The organism is Bacillus sp. FSL L8-0199 (assembly GCF_038005705.1).
Classification (GTDB): domain Bacteria; phylum Bacillota; class Bacilli; order Bacillales; family Bacillaceae_G; genus Bacillus_A; species Bacillus_A cereus.
Window position 1 is genome coordinate 3,413,935 of the sequence record NZ_JBBOTS010000001.1, and the last position, 21,596, is coordinate 3,435,530.

The window sequence follows — 21,596 nt, forward strand, 5'->3', positions numbered from 1 at the left end:
TTGTTCGCAATAATATAGCATGTTTTTCTTTTGCTGTTGTGAAATATACAATTAAAAAAGTGAGCAATATAGTTATATTGTTCACTTTTTTGATACATTTATGAAACATTCATGTGTTATCTTCATTACGTTTTTTCTTTTTATAAAACCATGTGCACTAGAAGCCCTAGAGCCCTAAACTCTAGGGCTTCTTCATTTACAATGAGTATATTTTGTCTTATTTACTATTCATTACCTTTATAAATAATTTCTAGCACTCCTTTGTGATTTCCATTTTAACATTAGAATAATTATGAGCAACTCAGAGTAGTCATTGAGCACTTTTTATGGCGCTTTTTATTTCTAACTAGATTAGGACTTTGTTAAAGAACTAAATAAAATCCAATATTCTACTAATAATCACAATACAATCTGTTTGTTACTCAAGTTTTATTAAAAAGAGCAGTTATTACAACTAACTGCTCTTTTTTATTTTGGTTTCTTGCATTTCTATATAAATTTTTTAATCCTATTCGTACTATTTTTGCAACTTAAAATATCACTAATACGTAAACCTGTATTGTATAACAATTTTACTACATTGTTTGGGACAAATTTTAATTTAAACCATATATTATCTATATTTATTAAACCTTTTCTGTTTTTGGAAAAGAGATACCAAAAACTGTTTTATTCCATGGACTACTTTCAACCCATATCCTGCCCTGATTTTTTTCTACTAAGGATTTAGCAATAGCAAGCCCTAATCCACTACCTCCATTAATAGAATTTCTTGATTGGTCACCACGATACATTCGTTCAAATACATGATCTAAATCATGTTCCGCGATTCCCTGTCCTTTATCCCAAACAAGCAATTGGAATTCTTGATTTGATTCCATGAGTTCTATCCCAAGTACTTTTCCTTCTTTCCCATATATAATAGCATTTTTTATTAGGTTATCTATAATTCTTATAATACTTAGATAATCAGCCGTGATAAAACATTTTGTTTTTGGTAAACTAAGCTTTAACTCCAAATTATTCTTCTTGATTTCAGGCAAATACTCAATTAATACTTCTCTGGTAATTTCAGTTAACTCTAGAAATTCAGGATTTATTAAAACTTCATCTGCATCTAACTTTGCCATATTAAATATTTCATTGATTAATTGCTTTAAGTTGCTGGATTTTTTTGAAATAATTTCAAGATACTCTTTTTTTTCTTCTCGAGAAACAGCTATATCATCTTTTAAAGCATCAATATATCCTATAATAGATGTAAGAGGAGTTCTGATATCATGAGAAATACTTGATAAGAGCCTTTTTCTCGCATTTTGAGATTTAATGGATTCGATTTGAACTCTCTCTAACTGTTCAATTAATTCATTCACAGAAAATATCATTTTATTAAATACATTATCTTCATTTACAATTAACCTTGTTGTTAAATTCCCTTTAATTACACGTTGTAACCCCTCAATCATTATTTTCAAACGATTAACGAAGTGAAACCTTATCAGTAAGAGAAAAGTCGTAAAGAAAAATAGTACTATGTACAAAACAAGTTTATTTATTCCTAATAGCTGATTATTTAAATCTGTAAAAAAAAGTCCTATAATACATAATAATTGAAGAATATTAAGTAAGATAATTTTATCGCTATACATTTTGGTCACCTACAAACTTATATCCTATTCCCCAAACTGTTTGTATTAATTGAGGATTAGAGGGATCCACTTCTATTTTTTTTCTAAGTTTTCGAATATGGACCATGACAGTATTATCATCTTCTAAATAGTTGTCCCCCCAAACATTACGGAATAACTGAGATTTAGTAAACACTTGCTCCGGATTTGAAGCAAAAAACCTTAGTAGTTCCATCTCTTTTGCAGTCAAAGGAATCTCTTTCCCCTCTTTGAAAACAGTATATTTTTTCATATCAATTGAGATTTCTTTAAACTCTATACGTGTTTGTTCTCTATCCCCTGCCTCACTTCCTAAAACTAAAAATCTCCTCATAAGAGCTTTAACTCTAGCTACTACCTCATTTATACTAAAAGGTTTTGTAATATAATCATCTGCGCCCATACTTAAACCTAATATCTTATCAGTTTCATGATTTTTAGCAGTGAGCATTAGAATAGGAACATTCGTTTTTTCTCTTAACTTTCTGCAGACCTCAATCCCATCAATTTTTGGCATCATAAGATCTAATATAAACAGATCATATTTGTTTTTATTAAATAACGAAAGAGCGTGCTCGCCATCTATAGCAACATCAACCTTATATAATTCTCGCTCCATATATTTTTTTAATAAATCTCTAATTTCTTTTTCATCATCCGCTATAAGAATTCTAATTTCTCGCAAAATAACACCTGCTTTCATAATTTCTATTATACATGTCCAAAATTATTGCGCTTATTCTCTTTAATTTACAAGTCATCAAAATAAGAAAATTGGCATTTCTTTAAAGAAATGCCAATTCTCAAAAATTAAACTGTTTCAAACGCCAATATGTCGTTTATTATATTAGCATTCTTTTTAAGAATATCTAGCTTTGAATTTGATAACATTTCCATATGGGTTCCGTACCCTTGAATTATCCTGAAATTCTTCGTAGTAGCATTCTCCCACAGTAAATTATTTTCATCTTCTTTTTCTTTTACTGATTTTATATAACTTATATTTCCATCAATACTGCCATTTGTTGTTGTACTCTGTACATACATATAAGACTTCATAATTAATTCTATCAAATAATCACTAGCTAATTTTTCTAAATCTTTATATTTTTTCAGATTGAATTTTTCATGAAGTTCTCTCTTACACTCTTCCTCTGTATAAAGATTCTGTTCTACAATCGTACGGTATTTTGAATCAATAAGAATAAGATTTTCTACTTCAAAACCTTGTCTATTCAATTCTTTTGCCACATCGAATGCAAGAATTCCACCAGCTGAATATCCCACTAATGTGTACGGTCCTTCTGATTGAATATCTTTTATTATTTTAACATATTGTGCAATTCTATTTTCAGATTTAATAAAATTAAAACTGTAAACCGAATATGACTCAATATGCTTTGCTAGCCCCATATATGCTATTCCTATTGAAGCAGCAGGTGGGAAACAAAATAGTTTTTTATTGGTGCTTGTTGAGCTACTAAGTTGAATACAATCCTCTGTATAATCCTTTAACATTTCTTTTGCACCTTCTAAGAACGCTGAAAAACTTCGGACTGTAGGTTTATCAAATACATCTTTAAACGGTACTCTAAAGTTTAACTCTGCAACTATCCTTGAAACAAATGTCATAACGTTTAAAGAATTCGCTCCGATATCAAATAAATTAGTATTCATACCTATTTTTTTGATATTTAAAATTTCTTCCCATATGCTAACAATTTTTTCTTCTAAATCATTTCTTGGCGGTTCGTATTCTAATCCATATTGGACATTTCCATCTGGTGCTGGTAATGAATTTATATCTATTTTACCATTTGTTGTCAACGGCAATTCCTTAAGCTGTGTAAAAAATGCCGGTATCATATAATTTGGAAGTTCTTTTGATAAATATCTTCTCATCTCTGTAACAGTAATTGCTTTTTCTTTATTCTCTAAAACAACATATGCACAAAGATACTGACTATTCTCACCGTCTATTCTTGCAACAACTTTTGTTTCTTTTATATTATCTAATTTTAGAATTTGATTCTCTATTTCTCCTAATTCAATTCTATAACCACGAATTTTGACTTGATGGTCAGTTCTGCCTATAAATTCGATATTTCCACTAGGCAACCATCTTGCAAGATCCCCTGTTCGATACATCTTTGCTCCAGGTACATATGGATTTGATATAAATTTTTCTGCTGTCAATTCAGGTCTATTTAAATAACCTGTAGCAACACCATCTCCACTTATATAAAGTTCTCCTTCTATTCCTACTGGTAATATCTTTTGATTATCATCCAATATATAAATTTGAACATTATCAATTGGCTTCCCAATAGGTACCGATATGTGTTTATCGTCATTAAGGCTATATTTATAAATCATACAGCCAATTGTTGTTTCTGTTGGACCATACTCATTATAGATTTCAACATTATGATTGAAACTTTTTAAAATCTCTCTTGCTAACTCAGTCTTTAAATCTTCTCCACCCACTATTAATCGTTTTATACTTGAATTGCTGTTATCAATATCTCTTATCAACCTTAAATGGGATGGTGTCAATTTTACTATACCTACTCTATTATCCTTAAAGATTTTTCTTATAATTGGTTCATCCCCATCATTATTGTAAATAACTATTTTATTTCCAGAAATTAATGGTGTGAATAATGATGTAATTGTAAGGTCAAATGAGAAAGATGAATACAAGGCAAAATCTAAGGCCTCTCCTTTGACATATTCCTTATTCGCCCATGTTATATAATTGACTAGGCCTCGTTGCTTAAGCATAGTTCCCTTTGGCATACCTGTAGAACCCGAAGTATAAATCATATAAGCCAGATTGTTAGTATTACTTGTTACTTTTATATTTTCAGTAGAATAATGATTATACTCTTCATCTAAAAATACTATTTCTTTGCTTAACCTCACTGCATCTTTACCTTTTGTAAGTATTATATTTGTTCCACTATCCTCTACTATATATTTAATTCGCTCTTCAGGATATTCAGGATCTATTGGTAAATATGCTGCTCCAGATTTTAAAATCCCCATAATTCCTATAATCATCTCTAGAGAACGTTCAAGCATGATACCTACAACTGTGTCTGGTTGAACTCCTTTATTCTGGAGTAGCCTAGCTATTTGGTTAGATTTTTCATTAAGTTCTTTATAAGTAAGTTGCTGCTTATCAAATACCACAGCTACCTTATTTGGAGTCCGTTCTACCTGTTCTTCAAATAAGCGATGAATTGTTTTTTCTTTTGGATACTCTGCCTTTGTTTCATTAAACTCATTCAAGAAATAATGCTTTTCTTCTTTTGAAAGGATTTCTAATTGATTCACATTTTTATTTTCATCTTGCACAACTTCGTCCATAATATTTTTTAGATGATTTGCTATGTTCTGGATGAGTTTTTCTGAATAGAGATTTCCATCATATGATATTTTGAGAACAAGCTGTTCACCTGGAACGACAACTATTGTAAATCCATAGTTGGTTTGTTCAATCCCTTTAATATCCTTAAACACGAAACTACTCTTACTTTCTTCTTCCTGAAGTAAACGTTCATCAAGTGCATAATTCTCAAAAATCATTACATGATCAATTAAATCCCTTTTCAAATCACTAAGAGACTGTATATCTGAAAGATTCATATAGTTGTATGCTTGGCTTTCTATTGCTTGTTGCTGTACCTCTTTTAAAATATTTTTAAAGCTCTTCTGTTCTTTTATATTAATTCTCGTTGGAATTGCATTAATGAATAATCCAACCATTTTTTCAATTCCAGCTACTTTGGCATCTCTACCAGAAACGACAGAACCAAATACAACATCGTCTGTATGATTATACTTGGCTAAAATAATCCCCCATAAAGTTTGTAGCACAGTGTTTAACGTAACATTATTTTGATTAGCCAATTCAGTCATTTTTTTCGTAAGTTCCCTTGAAAATTCAATGAGCGTCTCTTGTCCATGGTACTCTCTTGTACTATCAATTTTGAACGATGGAACTTTCGCAGGTTTTTGATATCCTGCTAAATATTGTTTCCAATATTGAATTCCCTCTTCTTTTTCCTGTTCTCCTAACCATCTAATATAATCACTATATGGTCTTGGCTCTTCTAAATTAGGATACTGTCCTACTTGTTTGTTTCCATAGATATGGAACAATTCTCCCAAAATAATACCTCTGCCCCATCCATCGAACAAGATGTGATGATTACTCCATATAATTGTATAAGCCTTATCATCAGTTTGAATAAGTTCCAATCTAATTAAGACATCTTTACTAAAATCAAAACCTTTTTCTCGATCTTGTTCAATGTAGGTTGTTATACTTTCTTTTTGCTGATCTATTCCTTGCTGTCTAATATCTCGATATCTAAAGCCAATCTTTCGACCTTTTATAATTACATTTTTTGGTTGTTCTGTAATTTCATATTCAATTGCTGTCCGAAGGATTTCATGTCTTTTCATAATATCGTTCAAGCTTTCCTCGAATAAGTTGACATCAATAAACCCTTTGACATCAATGACAAGTTGTTCAAAGTATGCACCTGATTGTGGATCTTCTAATGCATGGAATAGCATACCCTGTTGCATATTAGCTAATGGATAAATCTTTTCTATTTCTCCCCACCTATTTTTCGCCTTGATTTCCTCTAGTTGTTCGAAGCTTAATTCTTTGTCTCCATAGTCAAATGGTGTTTTTTCAGCCTGTTCCTTAGAAATGCAATGATGGATTACATCAAGAAGAGCAGCCTTGAAAGCTTCTGTAAACTCCACTACGACATCCTCTGCATATACTTTTGTATTATAAGTCGTATCAATAGTGAGCTTTCCATCTAAGACAATAGCATTCATTTCTATAGGTGTTTCTCTTGTATGTTTACCTCCAATCGACTCTCCTGCCGATATCCAAGAAGAAGAAAAGATTGTATTATTGAGATCTGCATCCATTTGACCTAAGTAATTAAACAAAATAGGTGGCTGTTCAATATTCCATAAATCTGGATCTCCACTCAATTGTTTTAAAACCCCATAGCCTATTCCCTTATTCGGAATTCTTCTAAGAGACTCTTTCACTGTTTTAATAGTCATTGAAAGGTCCTTTTCATCTCCTAAATTGATGTATACAGGATATTTGGTTGTAAACCATCCAACTGTTCGGCTAATATCTACATTTTTTATAATCCGTTCTCTACCATGGCCCTCTAGACTAATCCTAATTTTATTTTCACCAGTTACTCTCCTTGTAGCTATTAAAAGAGCACTAATCAGTAAATCATTGATTTCAGTATGATATGCTTGATTTGTTTCTCTTAACAATCGGCTTGTTTCCTCTATTCCGAGAGCGGTACTAAAAGTATCACTATCCTCATATCGGAATAGTCCAACTTCCTCTTTTTTCTCTAAAAAGTTAACATTATCCTTTAATGTGTTCACCCAATATTGCTTTTCTCTAAGGATTTTTGCACTCTTAGCATACTCGTTGAGCTGAGTAGCATACTCTTTATAAGAAGTCGTTTTTGGATAAAACGCTATTGGCTCGCCTTTCAGTAGCTGGCTGTATCCAAGTACAAAATCTTCAAATAGGATTCTCCAAGAGATTCCATCCACCACAAGGTGATGAATAATAAGTAACAGATGGTCTCCAACATTCGTCTTAAACTGTGCTACATTTACAAGAGGTCCTTCTTGTATATCAATTTTCTTCTGTAATATTGTCGCAAGTTCTTGAATTTTCACATCTGGATTATCTTCTCTCGAAACGTCATAAACATTAAAACCAAATTGATTTTTTTCCACTTCTCGATTGAATTGAAGTACTTCATTATTCTCCTCTTTATAAATCATTCGTAATGCGTCATGATGTACAAAAATTGCTTCCATAACTTCTTTTATCATTTCCTCACGGAATCCATCTTTTCTATACAACATAACTGCATGATTATAATGATTTACTTCTTCTTTTCCATTCATAAAATACGCTTTTTGAATTGGAGTGAGCAACACATCTCCTGTTTCAATTTCATAAGAGCCTTCTTGTATTGTCTCAATATTGACATAGTTGCTTAAAAACTTGATTTCCGGATAGGTAAATAGATCTTTCATCTCTAACGTGATACCTTCTCGTGATAAACGTGAGATAATTTGTAAAGCTTTAATAGAATCTCCACCCGAAGCAAAAAAGTTATGGCTAATCCCAATTGGCTTGACTCCTAATATATCTTCCCATACCTTCACAAGTTTTTCTTCTACCTGATTTCTTGGTTTTTCATAATCTACTCCCTTACTCACATCTGGCTCTGGTAAGGCTTTTTCGTCTACTTTTCCATTTGCCGTAAGTGGAATACGCTCCATCTGAACAAAATAAGATGGAATCATGTATTCAGGGATTTCTACTTTTAAGTACGCTCTTAATTCTTCAAATGATAGGTCCCTCTGGGACGTAATATATGCACATAGATATCTTCTTCCGTCCTGACCTTCTCGATCAATCACGAATGCTTCTTTAATTTGTTCGTGTTTAACTAAATGACGCTTAATCTCTTCTGTTTCAATTCGATAACCTCTTATTTTCACTTGACCGTCAATCCTACCTGCAAGCTCAATTCTACCATCTGATAGTCTTCGAGCAAGATCCCCTGTCCGATACATTTTTTTATTTGGTTCAAACGGATTTTGAACAAATTTTTCTTCTGTCAAATCTGCTCTGTTTAAATATCCACTTGCTACGCCATCTCCTGATAAGCATAATTCACCATAAATACCTTCTGGGACAAGTTTCATTTGTTGATCCACTACGTAAGCCTTCATATTCTGAATTGGTCTTCCAATCACAGGGCATTCTTTGAAAGCTGCCATTGTATCATATTCAATAACTTGATATACCGAACCAATTGTCGCCTCTGTAGGTCCATAGTGATTCATTACCGCATGATTTGGGTAATGTGTATAGAATTTTTCAACATCTATTGGATTGATTTTCTCTCCACCTAACGCGACTAATCTCAAAGTTTTACAGCTTTGATTATTTGAGAAACTCGGATCATTCACCAAGACGTTAAAGAGAGACGGTGTTAATTTCAAATAAGAAATCCCTTGTTCTTCTATATACTGTAATGCCTTCTGAGCATTAGTATATACTTCTTTTGTAACGAGATGCAGTTCACATCCATTTAAAAGTGATGAATATAGACTTGTATAGCCCAAGTCAAATGCATAGGAAGATACTAACATTGCCTTATCTGTTTCTTTTAGATTCGCTTTCTTTGTAAACCAAGTCATATAGTTTACAACGTTGTTGTGCTGAACACATACACCTTTAGGTGTACCAGTCGAACCTGATGTATAGATGATATACGCATTATGATTCCATTTATAATTGACTAATAAATTTGATGTATCCCTCTCTTTTATAGAATCATCTTCCATGGAGATTATTTCTCCATTAAATTGGAGAGTTTCTTTCCTTTCTCCTTTTACTATCAATAGGCTAGCATTACTATCCTTTAAAATGACATTCGTTCTTTTATCCAGTTGTTCAGGATCTATTGGTAAGTAAGTCGCTCCTGCTTTTAATACGGCCATAATTCCAATAATCATTTCAAGAGATTCTTCCACTAACATACCTACTGTTATCCCTGGATTTGCTCCTTTTTCTTGAAGCAACCTTGCCATTTGATTCGCTCTTTCATTCAGTTCCAGATACGTAAGTTTCTGATTTTTAAATATCACGGCTACATGGTGAGGTGTTCGTTTCACCTGTTCCTCAAATAATTGTGAAATTGTTTTATCTTTCGGATAATCAGCTTTTGTATCTTTATCATCCTGCAATAGCATCTGCACTTCTTCTTCTGAAAGCAACATAATATCCTGAATGCTTTGTTCTGGCTTCTCAATAATTTCTTTAAAAACCTGGATTAAATGTTTAGCTAATCTTTCTACAGTTTCCTTCTTAAATAATTTAGTTCTGTAATTTAATACACATTTGATACTACGCTCTTCTTCAACAGCGGTAAGTGTTAAATCAAATTTAGAAACATGCGCCTTCATTTGATATTGTGAGAAAGTTAAACCTTGTATTTCAAAATCATCATAGTCAAAGTTTTGTAAGACGAGCATTGTATCAAACAAAGCACTTCTGCTCATATCTCTCTTTAAATCTAATTTTTCAACTAATTCATCAAATGGATAATCCTGATTTTCATAGGCTTTTAAAGCATTCTCTTTAACTTCTTTTAAATAATCTTGGAATGAAACGTCTCGTTTTGGATAATTTCTCATCGCAAGAGTATTAACAAAAATACCCATAATCTGTTTCAAATCATCATGAGGTCTTCCTGCGATTGGAGATCCCACTACGATTTCCTCTTGCCCCGTATATTTTGAAAGCAGTGTTGTGTATCCCGCTAACAGAAGCATATACAGCGTCACACCATGTTCCTTCGCCATCTTCTTAAGATTAACATATGTGTCACTATCGATTTCAAAATGTACAAGGTCACCTTCTGTACTTTGAATTGGCGGTCTTTTATAATCTGTCGGCATATTTAGTACTGGTACTTCTTCTTTAAATACATGCATCCAATACTCTTCTTGTTTTTTCATTTCTTCTTGAGTAAACAATTCTCTTTGCCATACAGAATAATCTTTATATTGAATGCTTAATGGAGATAATTCTTTCCCGTTGTATAACTCAGCTAATTCCTGTGTAAAGATCCCCATTGATACACCATCTGATATAATATGGTGCATATCTAATACAATCACGTGCTCATCATCTGTAACATGTATGATTTCAACCCGTAAAAGAGGAGCCTTCTCCAAATCAAACGGTTTAACAAATCCATTGATCATATCATCTAGCTTATTGGTACCCATTTCTCTATACATCACTTGGAAATCTATGTCTTTTTCAATCTTTTGAACTGGTTCACCATCTACCATTACAAAAGAAGTTCTTAAAGCTTCATGTCTTTCGATTAATTTATGGAAAGCCTTCTCAAGTTGCTGAACATCCAAATCACCTTTTATCTTCATGGCGAACGGTATATTGTAAGATACTCCGCTACCCTCTATTTTGTTTAAAATATAGAGTCTTTTTTGTGCAGATGAAAGTGGATAATAATCTTGTTCTTCTACTTTTTTGATCGATGCATATACACTTTCTTTTGTAGAGTCAATAAATTCTCCAATCCCTTTTATAGTAGGTGTTTGGAAGATTTGTCGTAAAGGTATCTCCACCATAAGTTCCTTATGGATTTTAGAAACCATCGTAGTTGCTTTAAGAGAATGACCTCCTATTTCAAAAAAGTGCTGGTTGATACCGATTTTTTCCACTCCTAAAATTTCCTGCCAAATGGATACAAGTCTTTCTTCGACTTCATTCCTTGGTGCCTCATACTCTACTCCCACAACTGCACTTTCATCAGGTTCTGGTAAGGCCTTTCGGTCCACTTTTCCATTTGCTGTAAGTGGTAGTTTATCCAACTGAACGAAAAACGCAGGAATCATATACTCTGGAAGCTCTTGCGCCAAAACCTTCCGAATTTCTTGTAATATGGATTCTTTCTTACGTGTTTCAGACGTAAAATAAGCACATAAATATGGTTGACCATTATTATCCTCTCTTGCGATGACAACGGCTTCTTTAATCTCTTTCTGTTTCAAAAGTTGATTCTCTACCTCACCTAGTTCAATCCTGAAACCTCGAATTTTCACTTGATGGTCAATTCTACCTAAAAATTCGATATTCCCATTAGGCAATAACCTTGCAAGATCTCCTGTCCGGTACATCCTTTCCCCTGGAATGAATGGATTTGGAACAAACTTCTCCGCTGTGAGCTCTGGTCTGTTTAAATAACCACGTGCCAAACCTTCCCCACTTACACAAAGTTCACCTGCAACTCCTAATGGCAATAAATTATTTTCCATATCAAGGATATAAACCCTGTTATTACTTATTGGTTTACCAATAAGTACCTTCTGATCTTCCTGTTTTAATTCACATATTGTAGAACAAACACTATTTTCTGTTGGACCATATTCATTAAACAATTTTACGTGAGGCATTTTCTGAAAATGTTTTGTAATTAGATTTTCATTAAAACCTTCACCTGCAATTGTCACAAATCTCAAATCTACTAAAGGCTTATCAATAGTGTTTAATAGATTATTATAATAGCTTGGAACAGCTAACAAATTAGTTACTTTATTATTTTGAATAATATTTATAAATTTACTGAAATTCATTCTTATATCTTCTATTAAAATTAATTTACCTCCAGAAAGCAAAGTAGTAAAAATATCTTCAACAGAGCTGTCAAAAGAGAAAGAAGGCATCTGTAACGTAATATCACTTTCACTATATTGATATGATTCTATTCTCCAACATAACGTATTGAGAATAGATTTATGATTCACCATAACACCCTTTGGTTTTCCTGTTGAACCTGAAGTGTATATTATATAAGCCATGTCAGAGGACTTATTTAGACTAGGCAAGTTTTCTGTAAATCTATCCTTAATCTTTTGTACATTTATATCAATACAAGTTAAATCATAATCTACATGTTTATTTTCTTGTTTTAACAATATTTCTATACCACTGTCTTCTAACATATATCTTCTTCTATCCTCTGGATACTCAGGATCAATTGGAAGGTATGCTCCCCCGGCTTTTAATATCGCCATCATACCAACTATCATTTCAATCGAACGTTCAACCATAATACCAACCACAGTATTAGATTTCACACCTTTTTCTCTTAGCAGAGTAGCGACTTGATTAGATTTTTCGTTAAGTTCCCAATAAGTCAATTGTTGATTTTCAAACACAACTGCAATATTTTCAGGTGTCCTTTCTACCTGTTCTTGGAACAATTGATGTATCGTCTTCTCTTTTGGATAATCTACTTTTGTATCATTAAATTCATACAATAAAGTTGTTCTTTCTTCTCCTGAAATTATGTCTATTTCATTTATTTTCTTATTCTCATCTGCAATCACTTGTTCAGTTACTTTTTTAATGTGCATTTCGATATTATCTATTATTTTGTCATCATAAATATTGCCATCATAAGTTAAAACTAAATTTAACTTCTCACCTGGAGTTGCAGCAATACTAAAACTATAATTGCTCTGCTCTTCTGCATGTATATCTTCTACCTCAAAACCTATATCCATTTTTTCATTTCCGGCAATACGTTTATCAACAGCATAGTTCTCAAACACAATTATATGATCAATAAGATCATTCTTTAATTTACTCATTGCTTGAACTTCAGCTAAATTCATATAGTTATAATTATTGCTAGCTATAGCTTCACTCTGTACAACCGTTAAAACCTCTTTAAACTTCTGATTCTTTCCAAGGTTTATTCTAGTTGGAATGGCATTAATAAATAAACCAATCATCTTTTCAATTCCGTCTACTGGTGCTTCCCTTCCCGATACAATAGTTCCAAATACTACTTCGTCTGTATTATTATACTTCGCCAAAATAATACCCCAAATACTCTGGAATACTGTATTAAAGGTTACGCTATTCCTATTAGCAAGCTGTGTAATCTTATTTGTTAGTTCGTTCGAAAATTCAATTACTTTTTCTCTTCTTAAATACTCACTATTATTCTTAGTAATCTGTAATTTTGGTATTTGCGCTTTCTCTTCATAACCATCTAAATATTGCTCCCAATAACTTTTACCTTCTTCTTTATCTTGCTCTTCCAGCCATTTTATATAATCGCTATAAGGTTTCGTTTCTTCTAACTCATATTCTTCACCATTTATTAATTTTCCATATACAGTGAATAACTCACCTAATACGATTCCAAGACACCAACCGTCCAATAAAATATGGTGATGACTCCATACCAATTTATATAAGTTTTCATCTGTTCTAATCAAACATACTCTCATTAAAGTATCTTTACTTAAGTTAAATCCCTTTTCTGTATCTTCTTCTCTATAATTTTTTATGAATAACTCTTTTTCTATAGTTCCTCTTTCACTTATATCGCAATATTGAAAACCTATTTCTCTATCCGCTATTATTATTTGTCTAGGCTCCTCAACTATTTCATATTCAAATGATGCTCTTAGTATTTCGTATCTTTGCATGATTTTATTAAAACTTGTTTTTAATATCTCTACATCAACGTATCCTGTTATATCCATGACAGTTTGTTCAAAATATGCTTTTGAATTTTTGTTTTCCAAAGCATGGAACAGCATTCCTTTTTGCATATTTGCTAACGGGTAAATCTTTTCAATTTCGAAATCTTTATACTTTTCTTTAATATCCTTAAGTTCACTTAGAGTTAATTTAGTATCCCCATAGTCATAAGGCGTTTTTTCCACCTCTATTTGACTAACACAATGATCAATTATAGTTTCAAGACTTTCTTTAAACTTATCATTTAATTTCCTGATTGTTAGTTCATCAAACTCTAGCTCATTAAAGGTAGTATTTATAACCAATTCATTATTAATAATTATCGAATTGATTTCTATCGAATTATTTCTTGAAATCTTTCCTCCAATTGTTTCCCCATAAGAAAATTTTGATTCAGAAAATTCATTTCTGTTAACATCATTATCCATTTCACCTAAATAGTTAAATGAAATTGGTGCTTTTTGTTCATTTAATAGATACTTCTCTTTTGATAAATATTTTAGTATACCAAATCCGATTCCCTTGTTAGGAATTTTCCTTAAAGTTTCTTTTACCATTTTTATATTAGTAGCAAGATCGGTCTCATTGCCTAAATCTATAAGTACTGGATACATAGTTGTAAACCAACCTACAGTCCTACTAATATCTACATTTTCTAAGATATCTTCTCTTCCATGTCCCTCCATATTTATTTTTATACAATTTTCACTTGTTATCTCTCTAGCACCTAATAATAAGGAAGTTAACAATATATCATTTATTTCTGTATTGTATGCTCTATTGGATTTTCTTAATAAACTTATAGTCTTTTCCTTATTTAAAGAAATACTAACTGTTTTACTATTTTCGAATGTGTCACTTTTGAGCTCTTTTTTTCTAGGTATAAATGCAACCTCAGTATTTGCTATCTCTTGCCAATACTCTTTTTCCTTTAATAATTTATTGCTACTAGCATACTCCCTCAGCTTAGAGGAAAATTCTTTAAAGGATTCAGTCTTGAATCCAACGTCTAACTTCTCACCTCTTAAATCCTGAGAATATAGAGTTTCAAAATCTTCTAATATTATTCTCCATGATACTCCATCTACTACAAGATGATGAATGGTAATAAGCAGATGATCACCTTGATTCGTTTTAAATAAACAAAGATTAACGAGTTTACCATTTTTGATGGAAGATTTCTTTTGGATATTTGTCGCTAATTCATATATTTTCTCTTCCTTATTCTCTACTCCCTCAACATCATGAACGTATAAATCAAAGAGGTTATCCTTATAGCCTCTATTATACTGAATGATCTCTCCATCATTTTCTCTATAAATCATTCTAAGGGCATCATGCTGCTCTAATATCTTATTAAAGACTCTCTCTATTCTCTTTTGATCAAATCCATCTTCCCTAAACAGCATAAATGATTGATTAAAATAATCTAGTTCTTCTTTATTTTTCTCAAAATACCATTTTTGAATTGGAGATAATATTACTTCTCCTGTAACTATTTCATAAGGTTTTAACCGTTTGTTTTGCTTTTTTACATACTTACTAAGATCTTTAATTTTAGGGTTTGCAAATAGATCTTTCACTTCTAACTTAAGATTTATTCTAGACAATCTGGACACAATTTGCAGAGCCTTAATAGAATCTCCACCTGATACAAAGAAATGATGATTTATCCCTATATCCTCTATGCCTAGGATATCCCTCCAAATCTCAACAAGATGTGTTTCAACTTCATTTCTTGGTGCCTCATATTCTACCCCTGATTGACTACTTCTATCTGGTTCTGGAAGTGCTTTTCGATCCACTTTATCGTTTGATGTAAGTGGTAACTGGTCAAGTTGAACAAAATAAGAGGGAATCATGTAATCAGGAAGTTCCTTTTCTAAAAATTCTCTTATCTTGGCTGAAGATATTGCTTTTTCAGACACAATATAAGCACTTATATACGTATGATTTTTCTTATCCTCTTTTGCTACTACTACGACCTCTTTTATATCTTGATGTTTTAACAACTGGCTCTCTATTTCACCAAGTTCTATTCTATACCCACGTATTTTTACTTGATGGTCAATTCTTCCTATGAATTCAACATTTCCATCAGGCATCCATCTTACAAGATCACCTGTACGATACATTTTTCCCCCACTGACGAAAGGATTTCCCACAAAATTCTCGGCAGTTAAGGCTGGATTATTTAAATAACCTCTTGCCAATCCAACTCCAGATATACATAACTCTCCTGTTACTCCAATTGGACAAAGCTGATTATACTTATTTACTATATAAACTTTAGTATTATACACCGGTTTTCCAATTGGAATATTATCATCATTGTTATTCATTAAGAAACTTGTAGTTACTACTGTATTTTCGGTTGGACCGTAGGCATTTACAAGCTGATAGCGGGTATTCTTATTTAAAATTAACTTTTCACCACCGGATACTAACATTCTTAAAGAATGATTATCTTGTAATATAAATTGTTCACTTACCTTAGATGGGAATGTTGCAACTGTTATGTCTTTACTATTCATATATTCATTTAATTTATCTAGATCAAGCCTAATATCTTTGCCTAAAACGTGCAAAGTAGCTCCGGTGATTAAACAAGGGAAAATTTCTCCAATAGATGCATCAAATGAGAATTTCAAATAGTTTGTAATTCGATCTCTTTCTGTTATTTTATGAAAATCTACATACCAATTACATAAATTGACTAAGGAATGATGTTCCACTAACACCCCTTTTGGTAAACCCGTGGAACCAGACGTATAAATGACATAGGCTAAATCATTTCCATTATTACGCCTTTCCATATTAATTTGCTCTTGATTTTTTATTGTTTCATCATTAATTGAGATTTTAGTTATACATTCATTATTGATAAAATGAAGTTTATCGTATAAATGAGTCTGCGTTAATACGAATTTTGCGTTACTATCTTCTACCATATATTTAATTCGCTCTTCAGGATATTCAGGGTCTATTGGTAAATACGCTGCCCCTGATTTTAATATACCCATGATACCGACAATCATATCTAAAGAACGTTCCACCATAATTCCTACAATCATTTCTGGATGAACACCCTTATCATAAAGTACTCTAGCTACTTGATTGGATTTTTCATTGAGCTCCTTATAAGTAACTTGTTGCCCCTCAAATTCTACGGCAACCTTGTTTGGAGTTCTCTCTACCTGCTCCTCAAATAATTGATAAATGGTTTTATTCTTTGGATAATCCATATAAGTTTCATTAAATTCATTCAAAAGAATGTGCTTTTCTTCTCCCGAAAGCATATCTATTTGACCTAAACAAACTTCCTGATTATTAGTAATTTCTCTTAAAATACTAACAAAGTGCTCTGATATTTTATCTATTGTCTCTTTCTTAAACAATTTTGTACAATATTCTAAATCAAATTTTATGATGTTATTAGTTTCTACTGCTGATAATGTTAAATCAAAATTTGCTATATTAAGTTCACTATCATATGTTTCAAAACTTAACCCTTTAATCTCTTCATTAGAGGTATCTAAGTTTTGTAGCACAAACATCGTATCAAATAATGCACTTCTACTCATATCTCTTTGTAAGTCCAGCTTTTCAACCAGTTCATCCAAGGGATAATCTTGATTTTCATAAGCCTTTAATGCATTTTCTTTTACTTCTCTTAAATAATTACGAAATGTTTTATCTTCATTTGGATAATTTCTCATCGCAAGGGTATTCACAAACATTCCGACAATATTTTCAAAATCATGATGGCTTCTTCCTGCAATTGGAGATCCTACCACAATATCATCTTGACCCGTATATCTTGAAAGTAAAGTTGTATATCCAGCTAACAGAAGCATATACATGGTAACCCCATTTTCTTTTGCAATTCTATTAAGCTTCTTTGTCAACTCACTATCTATTTCAAAACTTCTTCGAGCCCCTTCAACACTTTGTGTCGGCGGCCTTTTATAATCTGTTGGCATATTTAAAATAGGTACTTCTTCTTTAAAAACATTTATCCAATATTCTTCTTGCTTCTTCATTTCCTCTTGAGTAAACAAGTCTTTTTGCCATACTGCATAATCTTTATACTGTAGGTCCAATGGGGATAACTCTTTCCCTTCATACAGTTTACAGAGCTCTCTATTTAAAATGTTCATTGAAACTCCATCTGAAATGATATGGTGCATATCTAGGACCATCACGTGCTCATCATCTGTGACATGTATAATTTCAACCCGTAAAAGAGGACCTTTCTCCAAATCAAACGGTTTAACAAATCCATTAATCATATCATCTAGCTTATTGGTACCCATTTCTCTATACGTCACTTGGAAATCTATCTCTTTTTCAATCTTTTGAACTGGTTCACCATCTACCATTACGAAAGAAGTTCTTAAGGCCTCATGTCTTTCGATTAGTTTATAGAATGCATTCTCAAGCTGATGAACATCCAAATCACCTTTTATTTTCATAGCGAAAGGCATATTATAAGATACTCCGCTACCCTCTATTTTGTTTAAAATGTAGAGTCTTCTTTGGGCAGATGAGAGCGGATAATAATCCTGTTCTTCTACTTTTTTGATCGATGCATATACACTTTCTTTCGTAGAGTCAATATATTCTCCAATTCCTTTTATAGTAGGTGTTTGGAAGATTTGTCGTAAAGGTAGCTCCACCATAAGTTCCTTATGGATTCTAGAAACCATCGTAGTCGCTTTCAGTGAATGGCCTCCAATTTCAAAAAAGTTGTGTTGAATTCCTATGTTTTCTATATCTAAAATATCTTGCCAAATGGATACAAGCTTTTCTTCGACTGTATGCCTTGGCGCCTCATACTCTACTACTCCTGCAACCGAACTTCCATCAGGACTTGGTAAAGCCTTTCGATCCACTTTCCCATTTGTAGTAAGTGGTAGCTTGTCTAGCTGAACAAAAAAAGCAGGAAGCATATACTCTGGTAACTCTTTTGCCAAAAACTTTCGAATTTCTTGAACCCTAGTCTCGCCCTTCGATGTTTCGGAAGTAAAGTACGCACATAAATATTGATGATTATTACTATCTTCTCTTGCGATAACAACAGCTTCTTTTACTTCCTTATGTTTTAGAAGTTGACTCTCTATCTCACCCAGTTCAATCCTGAAACCACGAATTTTCACTTGATGGTCAATTCTTCCTAAAAACTCAATATTTCCATCAGGTAGCATTCTCACAAGGTCTCCTGTTCGATACATTCTCTCTCCTAGAATGAACGGATTTGGAACGAATTTCTGAACTGTTAATCTCTCGTTATTTAAATACCCTGTACTTAATCCGTCTCCAGAAATACATAGTTCTCCAGGCACACCAAGTGGAAGCAGGTTAGAATTTTTATCTACTACAAAAACCGAAGTATTTGCTAACGGTTTTCCTATTGGGATAACCTCAGTTACTTCATTAACAAAATAATAAGTAGCATATACCGTGCTTTCAGTTGGACCATAAACATGAATAATTTTATCTTTGCCCAATTTCTCAAGGGCTTTGTTCACATGTGAAACTGAAACTCTTTCACCACCGAATAATATTTTTCTTATTTTATCTAAACAATCTATTTCTAAATCTACAAGCGCATTAAATAAAGCTGTGGTAATAAACATAATACTTATTTGTTCTTCCTTTATTAACTTAGCTAGTTTAACAAGACTTAATACAGTGTCCTTCTCAACCATTATTAACTTTGCACCATTTAGAAGCGCACCATAAATATCAAATATAGACCCATCAAAAGCATAATTCGAAAGTTGTAGTATCGTATCATTCTCATTAATTTCAATATAATTTGTATTCTTAACTACTCTAATTGCACTATAATGCGGAATAACTACTCCTTTTGGTGTTCCTGTTGATCCTGAAGTATAAATGATATAAGCTGTATCACTTGAATGATTTATCAAATTCAAATTATCTGTACTTAGCCTTAAAAAATTCTCTTGATCTAAATTAATTAACTCCACATTCAAATTAAGTTGATTTATACATCTATCTTGAGTCAATAAAAATTTTACATTACTATCTTGTAACATGTAGTCAATTCTCTCTTTAGGAGTCTCAGGATCAATTGGTAAATAAGCCGCTCCGGATTTTAAAATCCCCATAATTCCTATAATCATTTCTAAAGAACGGTCGACCATGATTCCTACAATTGTGTTTGATTGAACGCCTTTTTCTCGCAGTAGTCTAGCTATTTGATTTGATTTTTCATTTAATTCCCTATAAGTTAGGTTATTACTTTTAAAGCTAACTGCCACACGGTCAGGTGTCTTCTCAACCTGTTCCTCAAACAATTGATGTATCAACCTATCTTTAGGATATTCAACGGTTGTTTCATTAAATTTATAAAGAAGAATGTTTCTTTCCTCTTCTGAAATTAAATCTATATCGATCAATTTCTTAGCATCATTTTCGATAACTTGCTTCGTTACATTTTGAATATGACACTCTAGATTATTGATTAGTCTTTCTTCATATACATTTTCATCATATACAATTGTTAGTTTCAATTTCTCTCCTATTCCTACAGTAAGGCTTAGGCTATAATTACTTCTCTCTTCGTCGGTTACAGATACAACTTCGAACCCTAATCCACTTTCCTTTTCTTCCAATCCTTTTTCATCAATAGCATAATTTTCAAATACTAATATATGATCAATAAGATTACTTTTTAAGTTGCTAAGAGCTTGAACTTCGGCTAAATTAATATAATTATAATCATTACCCTCTATTGCATCATGTTGAGTTGCTTTTAAAACTTCTTTAAATGATTTTTCACTTTGCAGCTTTATTCTAGTTGGTATTGTATTTATAAATAAACCTAACATATTCTCTATACCTTCTACAGCTGCATCTCTGCCTGAGACAACTGTTCCAAAAACAACATCCTCACTATTGTTATACTTCGCTAGAATAAGCCCCCAAATACTCTGCATCACTGTATTTAAGGTGACGTTATTTTTATTTGCCAGTTGTGTAATCTTATCAGTTAACTCTTTTGAAAACTCTATCACTTTTTCTCTTCTCTGATACTTTCCAGCACTAGAGTTATTAAATTTAGGGAGGGTAGCATTTAACTCATACCCCTCCAGATACTTACTCCAATACTTCAATCCTTCTTCATTATCCTGATTATTTAGCCAATTTATATAATCACTATAGGGTCTAGGATCTTCTAATTGATGCTCTTCACCTTTCATATTATGTGAATAGATAGTAAATAACTCATCTAATATAATCCCAATACACCAACCATCAAGTAATATATGATGAAAGCTCCAAATTACTTTATATGAGTTATCATTTGTTTTGATCAAACAAATTCTCATAAGGGTTTCTTTTGTTAGGTCAAAGCCCTTCACCTTATCATCTACTATATATTTTTCCACATATAAATCTTTAGTGTTTAAATCTAAATCACTTACATCATTATAGCTAAACTTAATTTTTCTATCCCTTAATATTACATGTAATGGCTCGTCCAATTTATAATTAAATGATGCTCTTAACACTTCGTGCCGTTTCATAATCTCGTTGAAACTTTCCTCAAAAATAGTTTCATCTACATAACCTTTTATATCTAATATAATTTGTTCAAAATATGCATCTGAATTTTTATCTTCAATAGCATGAAACAGTATTCCCTTTTGCATATTTGACAATGGATAGATTTTCTCAACTTTATTAACTTTCATAAATTTATCCCCCTAAATAGTTTC

The 21,596-nt window shown here is 32.1% G+C and carries 3 protein-coding genes; all 3 read right to left on the reverse strand.

Annotated elements, in window-relative coordinates:
• Positions 1 to 626: 626 nt before the first annotated feature.
• Positions 627 to 1,649, reverse strand: a complete 1,023-nt coding sequence (locus NST86_RS17740; RefSeq protein ID WP_000286658.1) for a sensor histidine kinase — start codon at positions 1,647 to 1,649, stop codon at positions 627 to 629.
• Positions 1,642 to 2,352, reverse strand: a complete 711-nt coding sequence (locus NST86_RS17745; protein ID WP_001206989.1) for a response regulator transcription factor — start codon at positions 2,350 to 2,352, stop codon at positions 1,642 to 1,644. Before NST86_RS17745 ends, NST86_RS17740 begins: the two co-directional genes overlap by 8 nt.
• A 125-nt stretch (positions 2,353 to 2,477) precedes the next feature.
• Positions 2,478 to 21,572: a non-ribosomal peptide synthetase gene (locus NST86_RS17750; RefSeq protein WP_227593256.1), complete on the reverse strand. Its 19,095-nt coding sequence runs from the start codon at positions 21,570 to 21,572 to the stop codon at positions 2,478 to 2,480.
• Positions 21,573 to 21,596: the final 24 nt, after the last annotated feature.